Annotated in this window: 17 protein-coding genes; 9 read left to right on the top strand and 8 right to left on the bottom strand. The window is 65.9% G+C overall.

The window, feature by feature from the left end:
* Positions 1 to 24: 24 nt before the first annotated feature.
* Positions 25 to 1,833, bottom strand: a complete 1,809-nt coding sequence (locus tag AC3IMC_RS18925) for an AMP-dependent synthetase/ligase (RefSeq protein WP_490920335.1) — start codon at positions 1,831 to 1,833, stop codon at positions 25 to 27.
* Positions 1,834 to 2,004: 171 nt separating this feature from the next.
* On the opposite strand from AC3IMC_RS18925, the gene AC3IMC_RS18920 reads away from it, so the two are divergent.
* The gene (locus AC3IMC_RS18920) at positions 2,005 to 3,102 is read left to right on the top strand and encodes an ROK family glucokinase (RefSeq protein WP_490920334.1); all 1,098 of its coding nucleotides are present in this window, start codon (positions 2,005 to 2,007) and stop codon (positions 3,100 to 3,102) included.
* Here the strand turns inward: AC3IMC_RS18920 and AC3IMC_RS18915 are convergent.
* The 3 genes from AC3IMC_RS18915 to AC3IMC_RS18905 are packed head-to-tail and all read right to left on the bottom strand — an operon-like array spanning position 3,099 to position 5,231.
* A complete protein-coding gene (locus AC3IMC_RS18915) occupies positions 3,099 to 3,677 on the bottom strand; it encodes a hypothetical protein (protein ID WP_490920333.1) in 579 nt (192 codons plus the stop codon). The genes AC3IMC_RS18920 and AC3IMC_RS18915 overlap by 4 nt on opposite strands.
* Positions 3,664 to 4,446, bottom strand: a complete 783-nt coding sequence (locus AC3IMC_RS18910; RefSeq protein ID WP_490920331.1) for an alpha/beta hydrolase — start codon at positions 4,444 to 4,446, stop codon at positions 3,664 to 3,666. Before AC3IMC_RS18910 ends, AC3IMC_RS18915 begins: the two co-directional genes overlap by 14 nt.
* Positions 4,443 to 5,231: an alpha/beta hydrolase gene (locus tag AC3IMC_RS18905; RefSeq protein WP_490920330.1), complete on the bottom strand. Its 789-nt coding sequence runs from the start codon at positions 5,229 to 5,231 to the stop codon at positions 4,443 to 4,445. Before AC3IMC_RS18905 ends, AC3IMC_RS18910 begins: the two co-directional genes overlap by 4 nt.
* A gap of 110 nt (positions 5,232 to 5,341) precedes the next feature.
* Between AC3IMC_RS18905 and AC3IMC_RS18900 the strand changes: the two genes are divergently transcribed.
* Entirely contained in the window at positions 5,342 to 6,166 is an 825-nt protein-coding gene (locus AC3IMC_RS18900) for a lysophospholipid acyltransferase family protein (RefSeq protein ID WP_490920329.1), read from the top strand.
* Between the two features lie 97 nt (positions 6,167 to 6,263).
* Positions 6,264 to 7,658: a class II 3-deoxy-7-phosphoheptulonate synthase gene (locus AC3IMC_RS18895; RefSeq protein WP_490920328.1), complete on the top strand. Its 1,395-nt coding sequence runs from the start codon at positions 6,264 to 6,266 to the stop codon at positions 7,656 to 7,658.
* A gap of 53 nt (positions 7,659 to 7,711) precedes the next feature.
* Here the strand turns inward: AC3IMC_RS18895 and pknB are convergent, their stop codons facing one another.
* Together pknB and AC3IMC_RS18885 are read right to left on the bottom strand one after the other, a co-directional pair.
* Positions 7,712 to 9,745, bottom strand: a complete 2,034-nt coding sequence (pknB, locus tag AC3IMC_RS18890) for a Stk1 family PASTA domain-containing Ser/Thr kinase (RefSeq protein ID WP_490920326.1) — start codon at positions 9,743 to 9,745, stop codon at positions 7,712 to 7,714.
* A 105-nt stretch (positions 9,746 to 9,850) separates the two neighbouring features.
* Positions 9,851 to 11,236: a lytic transglycosylase gene (locus AC3IMC_RS18885; RefSeq protein WP_490920324.1), complete on the bottom strand. Its 1,386-nt coding sequence runs from the start codon at positions 11,234 to 11,236 to the stop codon at positions 9,851 to 9,853.
* Positions 11,237 to 11,484: 248 nt separating this feature from the next.
* On the opposite strand from AC3IMC_RS18885, the gene AC3IMC_RS18880 reads away from it, so the two are divergent.
* Complete coding sequence (locus AC3IMC_RS18880) at positions 11,485 to 11,838, top strand: Rv2175c family DNA-binding protein (RefSeq protein ID WP_490920322.1); 354 nt, start codon at positions 11,485 to 11,487, stop codon at positions 11,836 to 11,838.
* Positions 11,839 to 11,857: 19 nt separating this feature from the next.
* Here the strand turns inward: AC3IMC_RS18880 and AC3IMC_RS18875 are convergent, their stop codons facing one another.
* The gene (locus AC3IMC_RS18875; protein WP_490920320.1) at positions 11,858 to 12,952 is read right to left on the bottom strand and encodes a polyprenyl synthetase family protein; all 1,095 of its coding nucleotides are present in this window, start codon (positions 12,950 to 12,952) and stop codon (positions 11,858 to 11,860) included.
* Entirely contained in the window at positions 12,949 to 13,473 is a 525-nt protein-coding gene (locus AC3IMC_RS18870) for a hypothetical protein (RefSeq protein WP_490920318.1), read from the bottom strand. The genes AC3IMC_RS18875 and AC3IMC_RS18870 overlap by 4 nt, the downstream gene beginning before the upstream one ends.
* A gap of 156 nt (positions 13,474 to 13,629) precedes the next feature.
* On the opposite strand from AC3IMC_RS18870, the gene dinB reads away from it, so the two are divergent.
* The 5 genes from dinB (at position 13,630) to ftsL (ending at position 18,031) form a co-directional block, all read left to right on the top strand.
* Positions 13,630 to 14,808, top strand: coding sequence for a DNA polymerase IV (gene dinB / locus AC3IMC_RS18865; protein WP_490920316.1), 1,179 nt, complete (start codon positions 13,630 to 13,632; stop codon positions 14,806 to 14,808).
* Positions 14,809 to 15,072: 264 nt separating this feature from the next.
* A complete protein-coding gene (locus tag AC3IMC_RS18860) occupies positions 15,073 to 15,444 on the top strand; it encodes an SCO2097 family morphological protein (RefSeq protein WP_473697533.1) in 372 nt (123 codons plus the stop codon).
* A 312-nt stretch (positions 15,445 to 15,756) separates the two neighbouring features.
* Entirely contained in the window at positions 15,757 to 16,185 is a 429-nt protein-coding gene (gene mraZ, locus AC3IMC_RS18855; protein WP_009358613.1) for a division/cell wall cluster transcriptional repressor MraZ, read from the top strand.
* A gap of 167 nt (positions 16,186 to 16,352) precedes the next feature.
* Positions 16,353 to 17,345: a 16S rRNA (cytosine(1402)-N(4))-methyltransferase RsmH gene (rsmH, locus tag AC3IMC_RS18850; RefSeq protein WP_490920311.1), complete on the top strand. Its 993-nt coding sequence runs from the start codon at positions 16,353 to 16,355 to the stop codon at positions 17,343 to 17,345.
* On the top strand, positions 17,342 to 18,031 hold the full coding sequence (gene ftsL / locus AC3IMC_RS18845) for a cell division protein FtsL (RefSeq protein ID WP_490920308.1): 690 nt from the start codon (positions 17,342 to 17,344) through the stop codon (positions 18,029 to 18,031). Before rsmH ends, ftsL begins: the two co-directional genes overlap by 4 nt.
* The last annotated feature ends 5 nt before the right edge of the window (positions 18,032 to 18,036 follow it).

Here is an 18,036-nt window from a genome sequence, read left to right as displayed (position 1 = left end):
TTGGCGTTGGTGGAGCGGGGAGCGTCAGGCGCGGGGCGCCGAGTACATGTCCTCGATGACGTTTTCGAAGTCCTTCATCACCTGCGCCCGCTTGACCTTCATCGAGGGGGTCAGGTGCCCGGAGGCTTCGGTGAAGTCAGCTGCTACGATCCGGAAGGACTTGATGGCCTCGGCCTGGGAAACGGAGCCGTTGGCGGCGGTGATCAGGTCCTGCACCGCGGCCTTCACCACCGGGTTGTCCGCCGCGGCTTCCAGGGAAGTGTCCGCCGGGAGTCCGTGCCGCTGGAGCCAGCCGGGCAGTGCCTCCTGGTCCAAGGTCACCAACGCCCCGATGAAGGGCCGGTTGTCGCCCACCACCAGCACCTGCGAAACCAGGGCATCGGCCCGGATCTGGTCCTCGAGCAGGGCGGGTATGACGTTCTTGCCGCCCGCGGTGACGATGATCTCCTTCTTCCGGCCGGTGATCCAGACGAAGCCGTCCTCGTCCAGCCTGCCGATGTCGCCGGTGCGGAACCACCCGTCCGCAAACGCTTCCGCCGTCAGGTCCGCCCGCTGGTAGTACCCCCGCATGACGCAGACTCCCTTGGCGAGGATCTCGCCGTCGTCGGCAATCTTCACGGCGTTGCCGGGCAACGGTTTGCCAACGGATCCGATCTTGATCCGTGACGGGGTGTTGACCGTGATGGGGGCGGTGGTTTCGGTGAGGCCGTAGCCCTCGAGCACCTGCAGGCCGATGCCCTGGAAGAAGTGGCCGAGTCGTTCGCCGAGCGGGCCCCCGCCGGACACCGCATGGGCCACGTGTCCGCCCATGGCGGCACGCAATTTCCCGTAGACCAGCTTGTCGAACAGGGCGTGCCGCAGTTTCAGGCCAAGGCCAACCCGGCCCTCCTGGCGGGCCTTCGAGAAGGCGATGGCCGTTTCCGCGGCCCGGTGGAAGATGGCACCCTTGCCGCCGTCCTCGGCCTTGGTCAGCGCCGAGTTGTAGACCTTCTCGAAGACGCGGGGCACCGCCAGGATGAACGTGGGCTCATAGCTCTGCAGGTCCGCCAGGAGGTTTTTAATGTCCGGAGTGTGCGCCACCGTGGTTCCGGCTGCCATCGCCAGGACGGAGATGAAGCGCGCAAACACGTGCGCCAGGGGCAGGAACATAATGGTCTTGGCGTTCTCATGGACGATTTCGCCGATGATGGCCAGGGCGTTGTCCGAGAGTTCGACGAAGTTGCCGTGGGTCAGTTCGCACCCTTTGGGCCGTCCCGTGGTGCCCGACGTGTAAATGATGGTGGCGACGTCGCGAAGGCCCGCCGCACTGCGCCGCGCCTCGAGTTCCTCGTCACTGACGCCGTGGCCCGCCTCCCGGAGCGCATCCAGTCCCCGGCCTTCGAGCTGCCAGACGTGCTGCAGGGCGGTGAGCCCCTCGGCGTTTACTGCCTGCCGGATGACGTTTTCGTGGTGGGCGGACTCGCCGAAGGCTGCCACGGCACCGGAATCGCCGAGGTTCCAGGCCACCTGGGAGGGGGAGGAGGTTTCGTAGATGGGAACCGAGACGGCGCCCGCGAACCAAATGGCGAAATCCACCAGGGCCCACTCGTAGCGGGTACGTGACATGATGCCGACCCGGTCACCCGCCCCCACGCCGCTGGCGATGAGTCCCTTTGCCAGTGCCCGGACGTCGTCCAGGAAGTCCGTGGCCCGGACGTCCTCCCACGATCCTGCGGAGTTCCGGCGCGAAAAGAGCGCGGGGTTGCTGGGCTTGGCTGCCTGCCGCAACACCAGGTCCGTGATGTTCGTATCCAGTGGGACAACAACAAGAGGCGGAACACTGAATTCGCGCACTATAGCTCCTTTGATATCCGAAGTCCCACGCCGGGGCATGCCTAAAGACTAATACCCGCGGCCGGACTGTGCAGTACCCAAACCTACTGGCGAGTAACTTAGTCGTCAATGCCGGGACACATGTACCGCATATGTCAAGACAATCCAGCGCCCCGCCTAGAATGGGACACTATGTACGGACCGCTGCCCGGCGAACAGACCGGCCCCCTCAAAAGACCGGCACCCCGCCGTTACGCCGCCTACCGCCCCGGCCGGTTGCCCGGCAGTGCCGCCCGGGGGCACCTGCGACTCAACCGCAAAGGCCTCGCCATCGGGATCGATATCGGGGGAACCAAGGTGGCGGCCGGCGTGGTGGACGCCGAGGGACGGATCCTCAGTGAGGCACGCAGGTCCACACCGGGAACTGATCCGCGGGCAGTGGAGCGGGTCATCGTGGAACTGGTGGAGGAACTCAGCCGCGGGCACCGGATCAGGTCCGTGGGCATCGGTGCTGCCGGCTGGATGGACCTCGCCGGTGGAACCGTCCTCTTCAGCCCGCACCTGGCATGGCGCAATGAGCCGCTGCGCGAGAACCTGGAACGGCTTCTTCGCCGTCCCGTGCTCCTGACCAACGACGCCGACGCCGCGGCGTGGGCGGAGTGGCGCTTCGGCGCGGGCCAGGGGGAAACCCGGCTGGTCTGCATCACGCTCGGCACCGGCATCGGCGGAGCCATGGTGATGGACGGCAGGCTCGAGCGCGGCCGCTTCGGCGTGGCCGGGGAGTTTGGCCACCAGGTCATCATGCCCGGCGGACACCGGTGCGAGTGCGGCAACCGGGGGTGCTGGGAGCAGTACGCCTCCGGCAACGCCCTGGGCCGGGAAGCCAGGCTGCTGGCCCGTGCCAACTCTCCCGTTGCCCAGGACCTGCTGGCTGCGGCCGGGGGACATCCGGAAGACATCACGGGAGCCATCGTGACTGAACTGGCCCTGGCCGGCGACCGGGCGTCGCGTGAACTGATCGAGGAAGTGGGCGAATGGCTGGGGCTGGGCCTGGCCAACCTCGCCGCGGCGCTGGATCCCGGGCTCTTCGTCATCGGCGGCGGATTGTGCTCGGCAGGGGACCTGCTGGTGGAACCGGCCCGGAAAGCCTTCGCCCGGAACCTGACCGGCCGCGGTTTCCGCCCGGCGGCCGGCATCGAACTGGCTGCGCTGGGCCCGAACGCAGGACTGATCGGCGCCGCCGACCTTTCCCGGGTCAGCAGCCGCGTGCGCAGCCAAGGCGTGCGCTAGACCCTCGCACCGTCGTCGTCCTCGTTCTTTTCCTGCGGCAGTTTCATGATCAGGTACACCGTGCCGAGCACGAACACGGCAACAATGCCGACAATGGCAAGCAGCGGAGCGGAGCGCCAGAACATCGCCGACAGCAGCAGTGCGACCGGTCCACCAACGGCGGCAAGCCACGCAAGCATGGTCAGCGGATCCGTGCCGGCCAGGCTGGGAGGCTCCTCCGGCACGAACTCCCCGCCGTCGTCGTCCACCTCATAATCGCGCGGGTCGGCCGGGTCATGCGGCGACGTCCGCCCGCCGCCGGGCGTGCCGGCAGCGTCCGCGGGCGCGGTGGCCCCGTGTTCTGCGGCGGCCAACCCGGCCGGGGGTGTCCCGGCCAGTCCCAACGGATCGAAGTCGCGGAACGACGGCCGCGGGTCTCCGGGGCCGCCGCCGGCTTTGTCCGGCTGCCGGCCGGGTCCAGGCGGGTCGGGGCGCGTGGCGACAGTGTCCGATTCCAGGCGTGCCACCAGGTCGAGCCAGACGGCGTCGTCCTGGTTGGCACCCGGATCCGGCGTGCCGGGGTCAGGCCTTGCCATGGCGGACCTCCTGGCCCGTTTGCAGGACCCGCCGGATGAAAGCCACGGACCCTTCGAAGATACGGTCGGCGTCGTTGTCCAGCGTGGCAACGTGGTAGCTGTTCTCAAGCTGAACCACGTCAAGCGGCGCATGCGTCAGCCCGCGCCGCAGGAGGGCCATGCTGGAGTCGGACACCACGTGGTCCACGGTGGAGCGGTACACCTGGACGGGTGCAGTGACACGCGGCAGGAGCCGGACGGTGTCCTTGAACATTTTGTTGAGCTCGTGGGCCGCGGCCACGGGCGTGCGGGTATAGGCTCCCTCGTCCATGCCGGCTTTGAGGATGTCATTGCCGATGGCGGGGGTGCTCTTGAGCACCAGCTTCAGGATCCCGGCCAGCGGGGCACGCGGATCGTCCACCGTCAGCCCCGGGTTGACCAGGAGCACGCCGGCAACCGGGCGGGTGGCGGCGATCCTCAGCGCCAGGGCCCCGCCCATGCTCAGGCCCGCCGAGAACACCTGGTCACACTGGGCGTCGAGTTCCAGGTAGGCCTCATCGAGGGCGCCGTGCCATTGCTGCCACCGCGTCCGGTTCAGGTCCTGCCAGGTTGTCCCATGGCCCGGCAGCAGCGGCATGCGGACTGCCAAACCGGCTTCAGCGAGGGCATGGGCCCAGGCCCGGAGCCCGTGTGGACTTCCGGTGAAGCCGTGGGACAGGACCACTCCGGTCCGGGTGCCGTCACCGCTGAAGGAGCTGCTGAAGGCGCTGTGGTCAGGGCCGGTGGTCATGGGGCCTCCAAAGTGGTGGTGCGGCGGGCGTGGGTTGCCACAAAGGCGGCAGACTCCGCGAAGATCAAGGGCGCGTCAACGTCAAGGGTAGCCACGTGGCCGCTGCTGGCAAGGTCCACCACCTGGGCAAGATGTGCACCCAGGCCCTTCTTCAGCAGGGCCAGGGAGGTGGGTGGGACCACCGCATCAGTTCGTGATTTGAAGACCTGGACAGGCGCGTCCACTCGGGGCAGGCTTCGCACCGCGGCAGCGAACAGCTTCTTCAATTCGTGAACTGCAGCCAGCGGAGTGAGGGAATAATCGCCGTCGTTGGTGGCCGGTGCCCCGGTCTGGTCCTCCTGGATCGGGACTGTGGTCCGCTGGAAGTACTTCAGCAGCCCGATCACCCTGACCCTGCGGTCATAGAAACTCAAGCCGGGATTGACCACGGTAGTCCCGGCAACGGGATGGCGGGAGGCGGTGAGCAGGGCAATTGCCCCGCCCATGGACAGCCCGGCCGTGAAGCAGGAGTCGGTCCGTGCCGACAGGTCCAGGAAGGCCTTCTCATAGCTGCGGTACCAGTCGCGCCAGCCGGAGCGGGCCAGTTCGCGCCAGTCCGTCCCATGTCCGGGCAGCAGGGGAACAGTGACGGCGTACCCCTGCTCCGCCAGGTGCTGCGCCCAGGGCATGACGCTCAGGGGGCTGCCGGTGAAGCCATGGCAGATGGCAATTCCGATGCTTGCGTTGGCCCCGTGGCCGGGGTAGCTGAAAGCAGCCGGACGGGACGGGGTGCTGCTTTCAGTCATGAGTCCATCGTGTCACTGTTCCAGCCAAATCTCACTAGAGTAGGGTTGCATTGAATCGCTGGCCAGGCCCGATGCGGGGACTGGAAGCCGCCTTCCGGAGAGGTCACTACGTGTTCTATTGGGTCATGAAAAGGATCTTCCTCGGTCCGGTGATCAAGCTGCTTTTCCGGCCCTGGGTCAAAGGCCTGGACAATATCCCGGCACAGGGGGCCGCCATCATCGCCTCCAACCACCTGTCGTTTTCCGATTCCATTTTCATGCCGCTTATGGTGCACCGTCCGGTGGTGTTCCTGGCCAAATCCGAATACTTCACCGGCACCGGCGTCAAAGGCAGGCTGACAGCGGCGTTCTTCCGGCTCACCAACCAGCTGCCCATGGACAGGTCCGGAGGGGCTGCCTCCGCCGCGTCCCTGAATGCAGGAATGGAAGTGCTCAACGCCGGCGGCCTGCTCGGCATCTATCCCGAGGGCACGCGCAGCCCTGACGGCCGCTTGTACCGGGGCAAGGTGGGGGTGGCCAGGCTCGCTCTGCAGGCCGGTGTTCCCGTCATTCCGGTGGCAATGATCGGTACTGACAAAGTCCAGCCCATCGGCAAGCGCCTGCCTAACATCCGGCGGATCGGCATGGTTTTCGGCGAGCCGCTGGACTTCAGCCAGTACCGGGACCAGGCCGAGGACAGGACAGTCCAGCGCAGGGTCACGGACGAGATCATGTCCCGGTTGATGCGCCTCTCGGGGCAGGAATATGTGGACGAATATGCGGCCGTGGTCAAGCTCCGGCTCGCGGGCAAGCCTGCGGAACCGGAGGCAGCGGCGGAGCCGCTGGCCGGGCCGGAGCCGGTGGAAGGCGGCTTTGCCCAGGATGCCGGCCCCGGCAAGGCCAAGGAGGGCCAGCGTCCCAAGGCGGACGACGGCGGCACTTCCGTCGCGGGGTAGCCGCGCCGCCCGGAGGGGCGTCGACGCAGTTGTGACGCACCGGGCAGGCAGCGTGACGGGGCGGTGTCCACCGGCCGCAGCCTGCCGTTAGTCTTAGATGGTGACTGAGCTATCTGCAAAACCCGCCTTTACGCTGTCCAGCACCGCCCAGAGCGGAGCGGCCAACTATCCCGGACTCGATAACTGGCGGGACCTTCCCATCTCGCAGCAGCCCAGCTGGCAGGACCGCGAGGTCTTCGAGGCCTCGGTCAAGGAACTCTCCGTACTTCCGCCGCTGGTCTTCGCCGGCGAGGTGGACGTCTTGCGTGAGCGGCTCGCTGCTGCCGCCCAGGGCAAGGCCTTCCTGCTGCAGGGCGGCGACTGTGCCGAAACGTTCGAAGCGGCCACCGCCGACAAGATCAGTGCCCGCGTCAAGACCATCCTCCAGATGGCAGTGGTACTCACCTACGGTGCGGCCATGCCCGTCATCAAGATGGGCCGGATGGCAGGCCAGTTCGCCAAGCCCCGTTCCTCCAACGACGAAACCCGCAACGGCGTCACCCTTCCCGCCTACCGCGGCGACATCGTCAACGGCTACGATTTCACGCCCGAGTCCCGTGGCCACGACGCCTCCCGGATGTTGCGCGCCTACCACACCTCCGCTTCCACGCTGAACCTCATCCGGGCCTTCACCCAGGGCGGATTCGCCGACCTGCGCTCCGTGCACCAGTGGAACAAGGGGTTCACCGAAAACCCTGCCCACGCCCGCTACGAGTCGCTGGCCCGGGACATCGACCGGGCCATCAAGTTCATGGAATCCTGCGGCGCCGACTTCGAAGCCCTGAAGAGGGTCGAGTTCTTCGCGAGCCACGAGGCTTTGCTGCTGGACTACGAGCGCGCCCTGACCCGGATCGACTCCCGCACCGGCTTCCCCTACGACACCTCGGCCCACTTCCTGTGGATCGGCGAACGTACCCGCGAACTCGACCACGCACACGTGGACTTCCTCTCGCGGGTACGCAACCCCATTGGCGTCAAGCTCGGCCCGTCAACCACCGGTGACGACGCCCTGCGCCTGATCGATAAACTCGACCCGGAACGCGAACCCGGCCGCCTGACCTTCATTACCCGCATGGGCGCGGGCAACATCCGCGAGAAGCTGCCGGCCGTCGTCGAAAAGGTCACCGCGTCCGGCGCGCAGGTGTTGTGGGTCACCGACCCCATGCACGGCAACACCGTGACCTCGCCCAACGGCTACAAGACCCGCAACTTCGACGACGTGATCGACGAAGTGCGCGGGTTCTTCGAAGTGCACCACGGGCTGGGGACCGTTCCCGGCGGCCTGCACGTTGAGATGACCGGCGACGACGTCGCCGAATGCCTGGGCGGCGCAGACCCGATCGACCAGGACGCTTTCCTGGACCGCTACGAGTCGGTGTGCGATCCCCGCCTGAACCACATGCAGTCCCTGGAAATGGCGTTCCTTGTGGCCGGGGCGCTGGCGAAGCACTAGCTCCATTTGCCTTTGCGGCGGGCGGCCGGCCCGCCGCAAGGCGCCGGGCTTGGCTAGACCACCGTGATGGTGACGACCGAGCCCTCCGGGACCTTCCGGTTCACCGGCTCCTGGTCGCGGACCGTGCCGAAGAATCCGCCGAGGATGTTGTTCACCCGGACCTGGAAGCCCAAAGCCTCCAATGACTTCCTTGCCTCCGAAGCCTGCTTGCCGATGAAGCTTGGCACGTCCACCATGCGCGGGCCCTTGGAGATGGTCAACGTCACGGTGCCCCCGCGGGTCAGCGTCCCGTTCGCCGGGGCCTGGCTGACAACGGCGCCCTCAGGGACGTTGCGGTCGAACACTTCATCCCGGGCTACGTCGGCTTTCAGGCCGGCGGCTTCAATGGCGTTCACGGCCTCGCCCTTGGCTTTTCCCACCACGGAGGGAACAGGGATGGGCTGCGGCCCTTTGGAAACCGCCATGGCCACGGGCGTCCCGTGGCGGGACGGCGTGCCGGCGGCGGGATCCTGGGACAGCACCGTTCCTGGAGCGGCCTTTTCATCGAACTGCTCCGTGACCGTGCCCAGCGCCATTCCGGCTGCGTTCAGGGCGTCCTTTGCCTGGTCGAGGGTACCGCCGCTCAATTTCGGCAGGGGAAACAGCTGTGGGCCTTTCGAGACGAGCAGGGAAACAGGCTGGAATTTCCTGATTTCAGTCCCGGCGGCAGGCTCGCTGCCCACCACCAGCCCCGTCGGCACCTGGTCGTCGAAGACATCGCTGGTGGTGGAGCGGAAACCTGCCGCATCCAGCAGCTGCTGCGCCTGCGCCACGGTTTTGTTGGCCACGGCCGGTACGGCGGCAGGAGCCCCCGGCCCCATCCCGAAAAACCATCCGGCGCCCGTGGCCAGCAGGGCAGCCAGTATCAGCCCGATGACCCATAGAAGTCCGCGGCGTCGCGGGTTTCCCTCCCGGAGCGTCCTTGCCGGGGTGGCCGCCGCCCGTGCCCGGTCCCTGGCGTCTTCCTTTTCGGCCCGTTTGCCGGCCCGTTTGCCGGCAAGCGGCGGCGGGGGAGGCCAGGCAACCCCGGCATCCTCCTCGTCAGGGAGGGCCAGGCCTGGACGTTGCCCGGGTGGGTGTGGCGGGGCAGCCGGCCTGCCCGCAGGCATCAGGGTGGTTGGATTGCTGGAGCGGGCCAAGACTTCAGTTTGATGCTGCTGGGGTTCGGCAGCAATGGCTGCGGGAGGAAGCAGGTCCAGTTCCGCGTCCGTGAGGTTGGTACGGATATGCCGGAGTTCCTGGAGGAGCGCATTGCCGTCAACGGGGCGGTTCTCCGGGTCATTGGCCGTGCACCACTGGACCAGTTCGTCCACTTCCGCTGCCAGTCCCGGCACAAGGTCCGACGGCGGTCCTACCGCCCCGTTCACGTGCTGGTAGGCGACCTGGATGGGGACTTCGCCGTCAAATGGCTGCCGGCCGGTGAGCATTTCGTAGAGCATGATGCCCACCGCATAGACGTCGCTGCGGGCATCTGCAGGTTTCCCCAGGACGAGTTCCGGAGAGATGTAGGCGACTGTACCGATCAGGGCACCGCTGCTGGTTGAGCTTGTGACGGCCCGGGCGAGGCCAAAGTCACCAATCTTGATCCTGCCGTCGTCGGCAATCAGGACGTTTTCCGGCTTTACATCGCGGTGGATGAACCCGGCGGCGTGCGCGGCCCCCAGCCCTTCGACGACGGGATCGATCAGTGCCAGCGCCAGCCGGGGCGGCAGTGCGCCCCTGTCCCGGATGACGTCCCGGAGCGTGTGTCCCTTGATGTACTCCATGACCAGGTACGCGGCATGCCCGTCGCTGCCCTGGTCGAGGACACCCACCACATGCGGGTGGGAGAGCCGGGCGGCTGCTTTGGCTTCCCGGCCAAGCCTGCCCAGGAAGTTCTCATCGGCAGCGAGGTGCGGGTGCAGCACTTTGAGCGCCACCTCGCGGTCCAGCCTCTGGTCAACAGCAAGGTAGACGGTGGACATCCCCCCTCGGGCCAGTTTCGAGGTGACGGCATAGCGGTTGTCCACCAGCGTACCCACCAGGGGGTCTGACACGTGTTCCTGCACCTTACGATCCTAATCCCGCAGCCAAAGGTGCCTGAAACGGAACGGGTCCGAACCGGTGACGGTTCGGACCCGCTGCTGCGTCCGGGCAGGCGCTGCCAGGGAGCCTCAGCCGAAGTTCTTCTGGTGTGCCTTGATGGCAGCCAGGTACGCCTTGGTGTCGTCGTACATACCGTACTTGCTGACCGAATACTGGCCCTGGTAGTACCCCGCGATAGCGGTGTCCTCGTCCTTGCTGGTTGCCAGGAGCTGTCGGATGATGGCCACGCCGGCGGTCGCGTTGTCGTAAGGGTCCAGCAGGTTCAGCTTCCTCCCCACCAGGTCCGACGCCCACTGGCCCGAGCTGGGGATGACCTGCATGGTGCCGATTGCGTTCGCCGGGGATACCGCCCGCTGGTTGAATCCTGATTCCTGGAATGCGAAGGCCAGGGCAAGCGAGGGATCCACGCCCATCCGGCGCGCGGTGTCTGCCACGATGTTCTTCATCTCGTCCCGGGACGGAACTGGCGACGCGTTCAGGAGGGCTTTGTTCTCGTTGGCCGAGCTCACCACCGCTGCGGGATAGCTGAAGCCGAGGAAGGAGCTGGGTACCAGGGGAGCGGCGGCAGGCTGCGTGGCGGCGGCCGGCTGCGGGTCAGCCTGGCCCGCAGCGCCGGGAATCACCAACTTGCTGCCGGGGTAGATCACCGTCGTCATGCCGAGCTTGTTCGCTGACAGGAGGTCGGACAGCTTCACCCCGTGCCGGGACGCGATGGCAGAGAGCGTATCGCCGGCTTTGATGGTGTAGGAGCCCGACGCCGGGGCAGGGGCCGCGGGAGCCGAAGTGTTTGCCAGGACCGGGGCGGCAGCAGGCGCAGCGGGAGCCGGAGCGGAGTCGCCGGCAGCGACCTTGATCTTCTGGCCCGGGTAAATGATGGAGCGCATGGACAGGTTGTTCCAGGCAAAGACATCTGACAGGCCGACGTTGTGGCGGGCTGCAATGGCACCCAGGGTGTCACCGGGCTTGACGGTGTACGTTGCGCCGCTGGCGGCAGCGGGAGCTGCGGGCGCGGGAGCAGGGGCGGGCGCAGCGGGCTCGGCCGAACCTGACAGCTTAAGTTTCTGGCCCGGGTAGATGAGGGTGTTCGGCTGGAGGTTGTTCAGCTTCAGGATCTCCCCGGTTTGCAGCCCGAACCTGCCGGCGATGGCACTGACGGTGTCACCGCGGGCAATCGTGTATTCCGCCGGAGCCGCCGGCTGTGCGGGCTGGAAAGCAGCGGGAATCGTGGTGGACACCGAAGCGGCGGGGATCACCGTGCCGGCCGCCTGTGCAGCGGCCTGGGCCTTCATTGCCGCGGCCAGGCTGTTGGGGATGGTCCGGGTGGGCTGCTGTGCTGCGGCCGGCTGGGCCAAGGCCAGGGATGACAATACGACCGCTGGCAGCGCCGCCGTGGTGGCGGCAATCATCGGCAGACTCGGTTTGGGGGGCTGCTTGGGCGAGCGGGACATCGTCATGGAAGGAATCCTCTTCTCAACTGCGGGCGCGGACGCGGACGGGGATCCGCGGATAATCTTGATACTACTGTGACTTATGTTATTTCTGTTACTCATGTGATGAAAGTGAATCTCTCACGAAAATCGCAATAGCACAAGAATTTGCCTTTTCCCGATAAGGCGTTCTTTTCCGGAGTGTCCGCAGGTCACGGCAGGAAGAGGAATCCGCCGACTAGGCGCCGCGGTAGCCAGCGTGGCAACCTTGATCCGTGAGCAATGTAGAAAACCTGGTGGGCGAGTGGTTGCCGCTGCCCGACGTCGCCCGTTTATTGGATGTTTCAGTCACCAAGGTGCACAGCCTGCTGGATGAGCATGCACTGGCAGCCTTGCGGGTAGGGGAACGGAAAATCCGCTCGGTCCCTGCCGAATTCATTCAGGACGGCCAGGTGGTGGACAGCTTAAAGGGCACCATTGTGGTGCTGGCCGACGCCGGTTATTCCGACGAGGACCTCATCGTGTGGCTGTTTACGGCCGATGAATCACTGCGGGGCCGGCCGATCGACGCGCTGCGTGAAGGACGCAAGACGGAAATCCGGCGACGGGCCCAGACGCTGGCCTGGTAAGCGCGGCCCAAATAAATCCCTAGGAGGCTCGGCTGACCGTCGCCTCAGCCAGCCTCCGAAGGGCCGTTTTGGGTAGTTCGTCCAGCTCAAGTTCCTCAAGGGCTGCAAACGCCGCTGCGCCGAATTCGCTGATAAGTACTTCGGTGGCCTGCAGCGCCCCTGAATCTTCGATAATCCGCCGGATCTCGAGAATGTCCGCTTCCGAAAGGCCGGGGCTGCCAAGGCTCGCATCGATAAAGGCCGACTCCTCGGGGGAGGCCTGGTCCAGCGCCAGTGCCACCAGGACCGTACGCTTGCCCTCGCGGAGATCGTCGCCGGCCGGTTTGCCCGTGGTGAGCGGGTCGCCGAACACGCCCAGCACGTCGTCGCGGAGCTGGAACGCTTCGCCGAGCGGAAGGGCAAATGCGGAATAGCCGCGGAGCAGTTCATTGGAAGCTCCGGCGAGGGCGCCGCCGAGGGCCAGCGGGTGTTCCGTGGAGTACTTCGCGCTCTTGAACCGGATGATCGACTGTGCCCTGCCCACCGCTCCGGCCCGGTCCCGAACCGGCCCTGCGACCTCCTCCAGGATGTCCAGGTACTGCCCCGCCATCACTTCTGCGCGCATTAGGTTGAAAATGAGCCGTGCCCGGCTTCCTGATGCAGCGCGTTCACCGATGTCCGTGAACGCCTCCTCGCTGAATGACAGGCAGAGGTCGCCCGCAAGAATGGCGGCGGCCTGTCCGAACCGCTCGCTGTCCAGCGCCCACCCCTGCGAGGTGTGGAGCTGGCTAAAGCGCCGGTGGACGCTTGGACCGCCCCGCCGCGTGTCCGAGCGGTCGATGATGTCGTCGTGGATCAGTGCCGCCGCCTGGAAAAGTTCCAGCGCCGCCCCTGCCGTGACGATCTGGCTGGCTCCGGCCTCGCCGCCTGCACCGCGCCATCCCCAGTAACACATCAGGGCGCGGAGCCGTTTGCCGCCGGTGACGAGGTTGGAGATGGAGCCCATGATGGGTTCGATGTCCGGGGAGATGCCGGACATTACCGACTGGCGTGACGTGAGGAAGCCGGTCAGTTCCCCGGCCACGCCGGCGACGAAATCTGCCTGCTCATTCCGCAGCTGCTCTGCGGCCGTCACTTGGCTGACTCAGCTGCGACGTTTGCGCCGATAGTGAACGTGGAAACCCCCGCGGCTTCGAGCACGGCGAGATTGACGGTCTCGTTGTCGCCGCGGACAAAGTCCTTGGAAGCCACGCTGCCGACGGCGTCGCCGGGTACTGCCTTAAAGCCCTGTGCCTCCAGCGCCTTCGTGTAAAAGTCCACAACAGCAGCCGTTGGTGCCGAGACTTTTCCGACCAGGGCGGCAGTTGCCGGGCTGGATGCCTTATCGAAGCTGCTGGACACCACCGTTGCCCCATCCATCAAGGGGAGGAGTTGTTTCGGGAACCCCTCAACGACGGCGCCAACGGTGGCGGAAGTGTTGGGCGCGGCGGAAGGGCTTGGCGGCGCGGTCAGCGTGGCCTGCGTGCTGGCAGCTGCAGCGGAAGAGGAAGTTTCTGCTTGTCCCGACGGGCTCTGGCTGCATGCTGCAAGGGCCAGTGCCGCAGCGGCGGCAAGGGCCGCCACGCCAGCTGGCTTGAAGTTTCCAATGGCCGTCACAGAGACTTTCCTCCTGGTGTTGTTGCCGGGACCAGCCTCCAGTTTAGCCAGCCTCCAGATCAGCCAGTACCAACGGATAGGATTGCAGCCGTGGGGCCCGCAGCCAGTAATCAACCAGCAGCAGCGCGCCATCCCGGGCGCCGCAGGACGTGCATCATGCACGTGGACATGGATGCCTTCTTTGTCTCAGTTGAGCTGCGCACACGTCCCGAACTCCGGGGGAAGCCCGTGATTGTCGGGTTCCCCGGCGAACGTTCCGTGGTCCTCTCCGGGTCCTACGAAGCGAGGGCCTTCGGGGTCAAATCCGCCATGCCGATGGCCGTGGCGATGCGCATGTGTCCCCAGGCCGTGATCATTGAACCCCGGCACAAGCTTTACTACGAGGTGTCGGCGGAACTCATGGCGATCTTCGAGTCCATCACCGCGCTCGTGGAGCCGCTCAGCGTCGACGAGGCCTTCCTGGACGTTACCGGTGCCATCCGCAGGCTCGGCCCGCCCCGCGGAATAGGGGAGCTCATCCGCAGTCGGGTGGCCACTGAGCTGGGTATCACGGCCTCGGTGGGGATCGCCGAAACCAAGTTCGTGGCCAAAATCGCCTCCACCCGGTGCAAGCCCGACGGGCTCTTGCTGATCGGGCCGGATGAAACCGTCCCGTATCTCCACAGCCTTCCGGTGGGCGCCCTGTGGGGCGTAGGGGCGAAAACCGGCGAGGTCCTGGCAAAGATGGGTATCAGGACAGTGGCTGATGTGGCAGCGACGCCGGTGTCTGCCTTGAAGAAGGTGCTCGGCGCCACCGGCGAGCACGTCCACCGGCTTTCCTGGGGTGTCGATCCCCGTCCCGTCACGCCCGTGCGGCTTGAGAAGAGTATCGGCGCCGAGGAGACCTTCGCGGTGGACACCGCCGACGATGCCCTCCTGCATCGGGAGCTGCTCCGCTTGTCCCATCGAACTGCTGCCCGCCTGCGCACATCCGGGATGGTGGCCCGGACAGTGGCACTCAAGCTGCGGTTTGCCGACTTTTCGACCGTTACCCGCAGCAGGACCCTGCAGACCCCGGTGGACAGCGCCCAGCTGATCTACTCGGTGGCGCAGCAGTTGCTGGCCTCGCTCGGATCCAGGGCGATGGCGATACGGCTCATAGGCGTCAGGGGCGAACAGCTCGAGAATGCGTCCCGGACCTCGCGCCAATTGAGCTTCGACCGCAGGGATGAGAACTGGCGCGCGGCGGAGCAGGCCCTGGACGAGGTGACGCGCAGGTTCGGCAGCAAGTCCATCCTCCCCGCCCGGCTGATGGAGCCGGAGGCACGGCTTGAACCAGGGCCGGAGGGCCCGTAGACCGGCTTGGGAGAGGCTCCCGCAAAGTCATTGCCGTCTTTCAGATCGGCCCTCAACAATCTATCCTTAGAGGTACATAGTTTCGAGTGAATGGACTTACTGCCGGACCCTCTTGGACATGCTCCCGCTCCAGCGACTGCATGCTAGGTTTCCGTTGCCGCCAAAGCCGGCGGAGCGGGAACTTTCCAGCAACAGCAGACGTTCTACGGAGTAGAAGTAGTGGCTGGGATCAGCCCGGACGTTGGCCTACAAAAGGAGGTCGTGATGCCGCTGTCGGAGCACGAACAGAAGCTGCTGGAGCAGCTTGAAAAGCAGCTTCACGAGGACGACCCGAAGTTCGCGAACTCAATGGGTTCGGACCCCGGGCGTTCATGGTCAACCAGGCATGTGGTTATTGGGGTGCTCTGTGCGCTTGCCGGAGTCTTCCTGCTCCTTATAGGCGTCACCCTCCAGAACATCTTTGTCGGGGTCCTGGGCTTTGTGGTGATGGGCGGCGGCGTCTATTTCGCCACGATGCGCAGTTCGGGCGGCGCGCGGGGATCCAAAGGCCGCACGCCTAAATCCGGAAAACAGAGGAGCTCATTCATGAGCGGCCTCGAAGAGCGCTGGGATGAAAGGCGCAGGGGAGAGCCCTAACCTCACACCCGGGCGTCGCCTCTTCGCTCCTCCATTTCGCTCCCCGGGCACCGGGGAAATGCGAAAAGACCCGCTTCAAGCGGGTCTTTTCGCATTTAAGGCAGTTTCCGCAGCCCTGCGGAGCCCAAATTCCTCCACTTCCCACCACGGCAGGAAATCCGCGTCTTTAAGCGGGTAAATTCCCACAAAACAGCCGCGCCACCCGCCGTTTTGCGTTGACTGTGGTGGAAAGTGGAGTAATGTGGAGGACATAAGAGGGTGGTTGCAACACAGGGGATGTGCAGTTCCTGACGGCGGACAGGCGGTGGGCCAGTGTTTCTGGGCACTCACTCGCCACGTCTGGACGAAAAGGGACGGATCATCCTCCCCGCGAAGTTCCGCGAGGAGCTTGCCAGCGGGCTGGTGCTCACGAGGGGCCAGGAACGTTGCATCTACGTCTTCAGTGAGAAGGAATTTGCACGGGTCCACGAGCAGATGCGGGAGGCACCGATCTCCTCAAAGCAGGCCCGCGACTACATCCGTGTGTTTCTCTCTGGAGCCTCTGATGAGGTACCTGACAAGCAGGGGCGCGTGACCATTCCACCGGCGCTCCGGGAGTATGCAGGACTCGGGAGGGAACTGGCCGTCATCGGCGCCGGATCCCGTGCCGAGATCTGGGACGCCCAGGCTTGGAATGAATACCTTGCGGAGAAGGAAACGGCCTTCTCCGAAACTGACGATCCCATTCCGGGCATTCTCTGAATTCCGGAACGGGGCAGCGGGTGGCTTCTTGGATGAGATCTCCAGCCGGCCCATCGGCTGCCAACCTGGCTCACCTTCCCCGGAGCCAGGCGGGCGGGACGGTAGGCGCGGATGGGGATCTGGTTCCAGAAGCAGCAGGTGACAACGACGGCGGGAAAGGACCAGGCATGAACGATCAACCCAAGCCCACGTCCGAACGCCATGTGCCGGTCCTGCGGGACCGGTGCATCAATTTGTTGGCACCGGGATTCGAAGCTGCCAGGCTCCGCGGTGAAACGCCGGTCGCCGTGGACGCCACGCTGGGCATGGGTGGCCACTCCGAGGCCATGCTGCAGCGCTTCCCGGATCTCCACTTGATCGGCATCGACCGCGACGAGGAAGCCCTCGCTCTGGCGGGGGAACGGCTGGCGCCGTTCGCCTCCCGGACGGACCTCGTCCACGCCGTGTACGACGAAATCCAGGACGTCCTGGAAGACCTCGGGGTTGCCGAAGTCCATGGCATCCTGATGGACCTGGGCGTCTCTTCGCTCCAGCTCGACGAGCGGGACCGCGGGTTCGCCTACTCCTTTGATGCGCCCCTGGATATGCGCATGGACACGAGCCGGGGCCAAACTGCTGCCGACGTCGTGAACACGTACAGCGAGGAAGACCTGGTCAGGATCATCCGGAAGTGGGGCGAAGAGAAGTTCGCCGGCCGGATCGCCAACCGGATCGTCACAGCACGTGCCGCCAAGCCGTTCACCACCACCGGCGAGCTGGTCGAACAAATCCGGTCCGTCGTCCCGGCCGCAGCCGCAAAGTCCGGCGGCCACCCTGCGAAGCGCACTTTCCAGGCCCTGCGGATCGAGGTCAACGAAGAGCTTGACGTCCTGGAACGGGCCGTACCGGCTGCCGTTGACTCACTCGCATTGGGCGGCCGCATCGTGGTCATGTCCTACCACTCACTGGAAGACAAGATCGTCAAGAGCGTCTTCCAGGCCCGCTCCAAGTCCTCGGCCCCCCTTGGCTTCCCCGTGGAGCTGGAGGAACACAAGCCCGAACTGAAGACCCTGACCAAAGGCACCGAGGTGCCCACCGCCGTCGAAATCGCCGAAAACCCCCGCGCTGCCTCCGCAAGGCTGCGCGCGGCCGAACGAATCAGAGCCAGGAGAGCTGCATGAGCACCGCCGCCGTCAAGAACTTTCCCGTTGTCTCCGGCAGTTCGGCGGCTGATGCCAGGCCGGCAGGTGCGCCCGGCGACGGCCGGAAGGGCCGCACCCCGCTCTCCGTGGTGCGCACAGCCCCGCGCAAGCGCCGGGCCCCTTTCGTGGTGCTCTGCTTCGCCATGCTGGCGGTGGCACTGCTCGCCGTGCTGGTCCTGAACATCTCGGTATCCACTGCCCAGTACCAGCTGGTGGAGCTGCGCGCCAAGCAGAGCACCCTGACCAAGCAGAACCAGGACCTTACCCAGCAGGTGCAGGGCTACGAGGCTCCCCAGAACCTGGCCGCCAAGGCCACGGAGCTGGGAATGGTGGCATCCACCGTCAAGGGCCAGATCGACCTGTCCACGCTGTCCGTGACAGGAAAAGCGACGCCGGCAGCCAAGGGTGCTGCCGCGGGAGCCGTCATTCCTGCTCCGGCGGTGGCCGGCCAGCAAATTGTTCCGTCGGCGGACAAAGTCGCGGCGGACAAGGCTGTGGCGGACAAGGCTGCGGCGGATAAGGCCGCAGCGGACAAGGCTGCAGCCGCCGGGGCGGCAAGCCCGGCTCCTGCAACCACGCCGGCGCCGGCGGCTTCGGCTGCCCCGGCTCCTGAGCTTCACGGCGGCTCCGTTCCGGCGCCGCAGCAGAAGGTCCCCGGGCAGTAGGTCAA

Source organism: Arthrobacter sp. E70 (assembly GCF_058266945.1).
This window is presented reverse-complemented; position numbering and strand designations above follow the sequence as displayed.

What these genes read in the sequence shown, in the direction of transcription:
- AC3IMC_RS18920 (WP_490920334.1), top strand. Translation starts at nt 2,005, where the DNA reads ATGTACGGACCGCTGCCCGGCGAACAGACCGGCCCCCTCAAAAGACCG.
- AC3IMC_RS18915 (WP_490920333.1), bottom strand. Translation starts at nt 3,677, where the DNA reads ATGGCAAGGCCTGACCCCGGCACGCCGGATCCGGGTGCCAACCAGGAC.
- AC3IMC_RS18910 (WP_490920331.1), bottom strand. Translation starts at nt 4,446, where the DNA reads ATGACCACCGGCCCTGACCACAGCGCCTTCAGCAGCTCCTTCAGCGGT.
- AC3IMC_RS18905 (WP_490920330.1), bottom strand. Translation starts at nt 5,231, where the DNA reads ATGACTGAAAGCAGCACCCCGTCCCGTCCGGCTGCTTTCAGCTACCCC.
- AC3IMC_RS18895 (WP_490920328.1), top strand. Translation starts at nt 6,264, where the DNA reads ATGGTGACTGAGCTATCTGCAAAACCCGCCTTTACGCTGTCCAGCACC.
- AC3IMC_RS18885 (WP_490920324.1), bottom strand. Translation starts at nt 11,236, where the DNA reads ATGACGATGTCCCGCTCGCCCAAGCAGCCCCCCAAACCGAGTCTGCCG.
- dinB (WP_490920316.1), top strand. Translation starts at nt 13,630, where the DNA reads ATGCACGTGGACATGGATGCCTTCTTTGTCTCAGTTGAGCTGCGCACA.
- AC3IMC_RS18860 (WP_473697533.1), top strand. Translation starts at nt 15,073, where the DNA reads ATGCCGCTGTCGGAGCACGAACAGAAGCTGCTGGAGCAGCTTGAAAAG.
- rsmH (WP_490920311.1), top strand. Translation starts at nt 16,353, where the DNA reads ATGAACGATCAACCCAAGCCCACGTCCGAACGCCATGTGCCGGTCCTG.
- ftsL (WP_490920308.1), top strand. Translation starts at nt 17,342, where the DNA reads ATGAGCACCGCCGCCGTCAAGAACTTTCCCGTTGTCTCCGGCAGTTCG.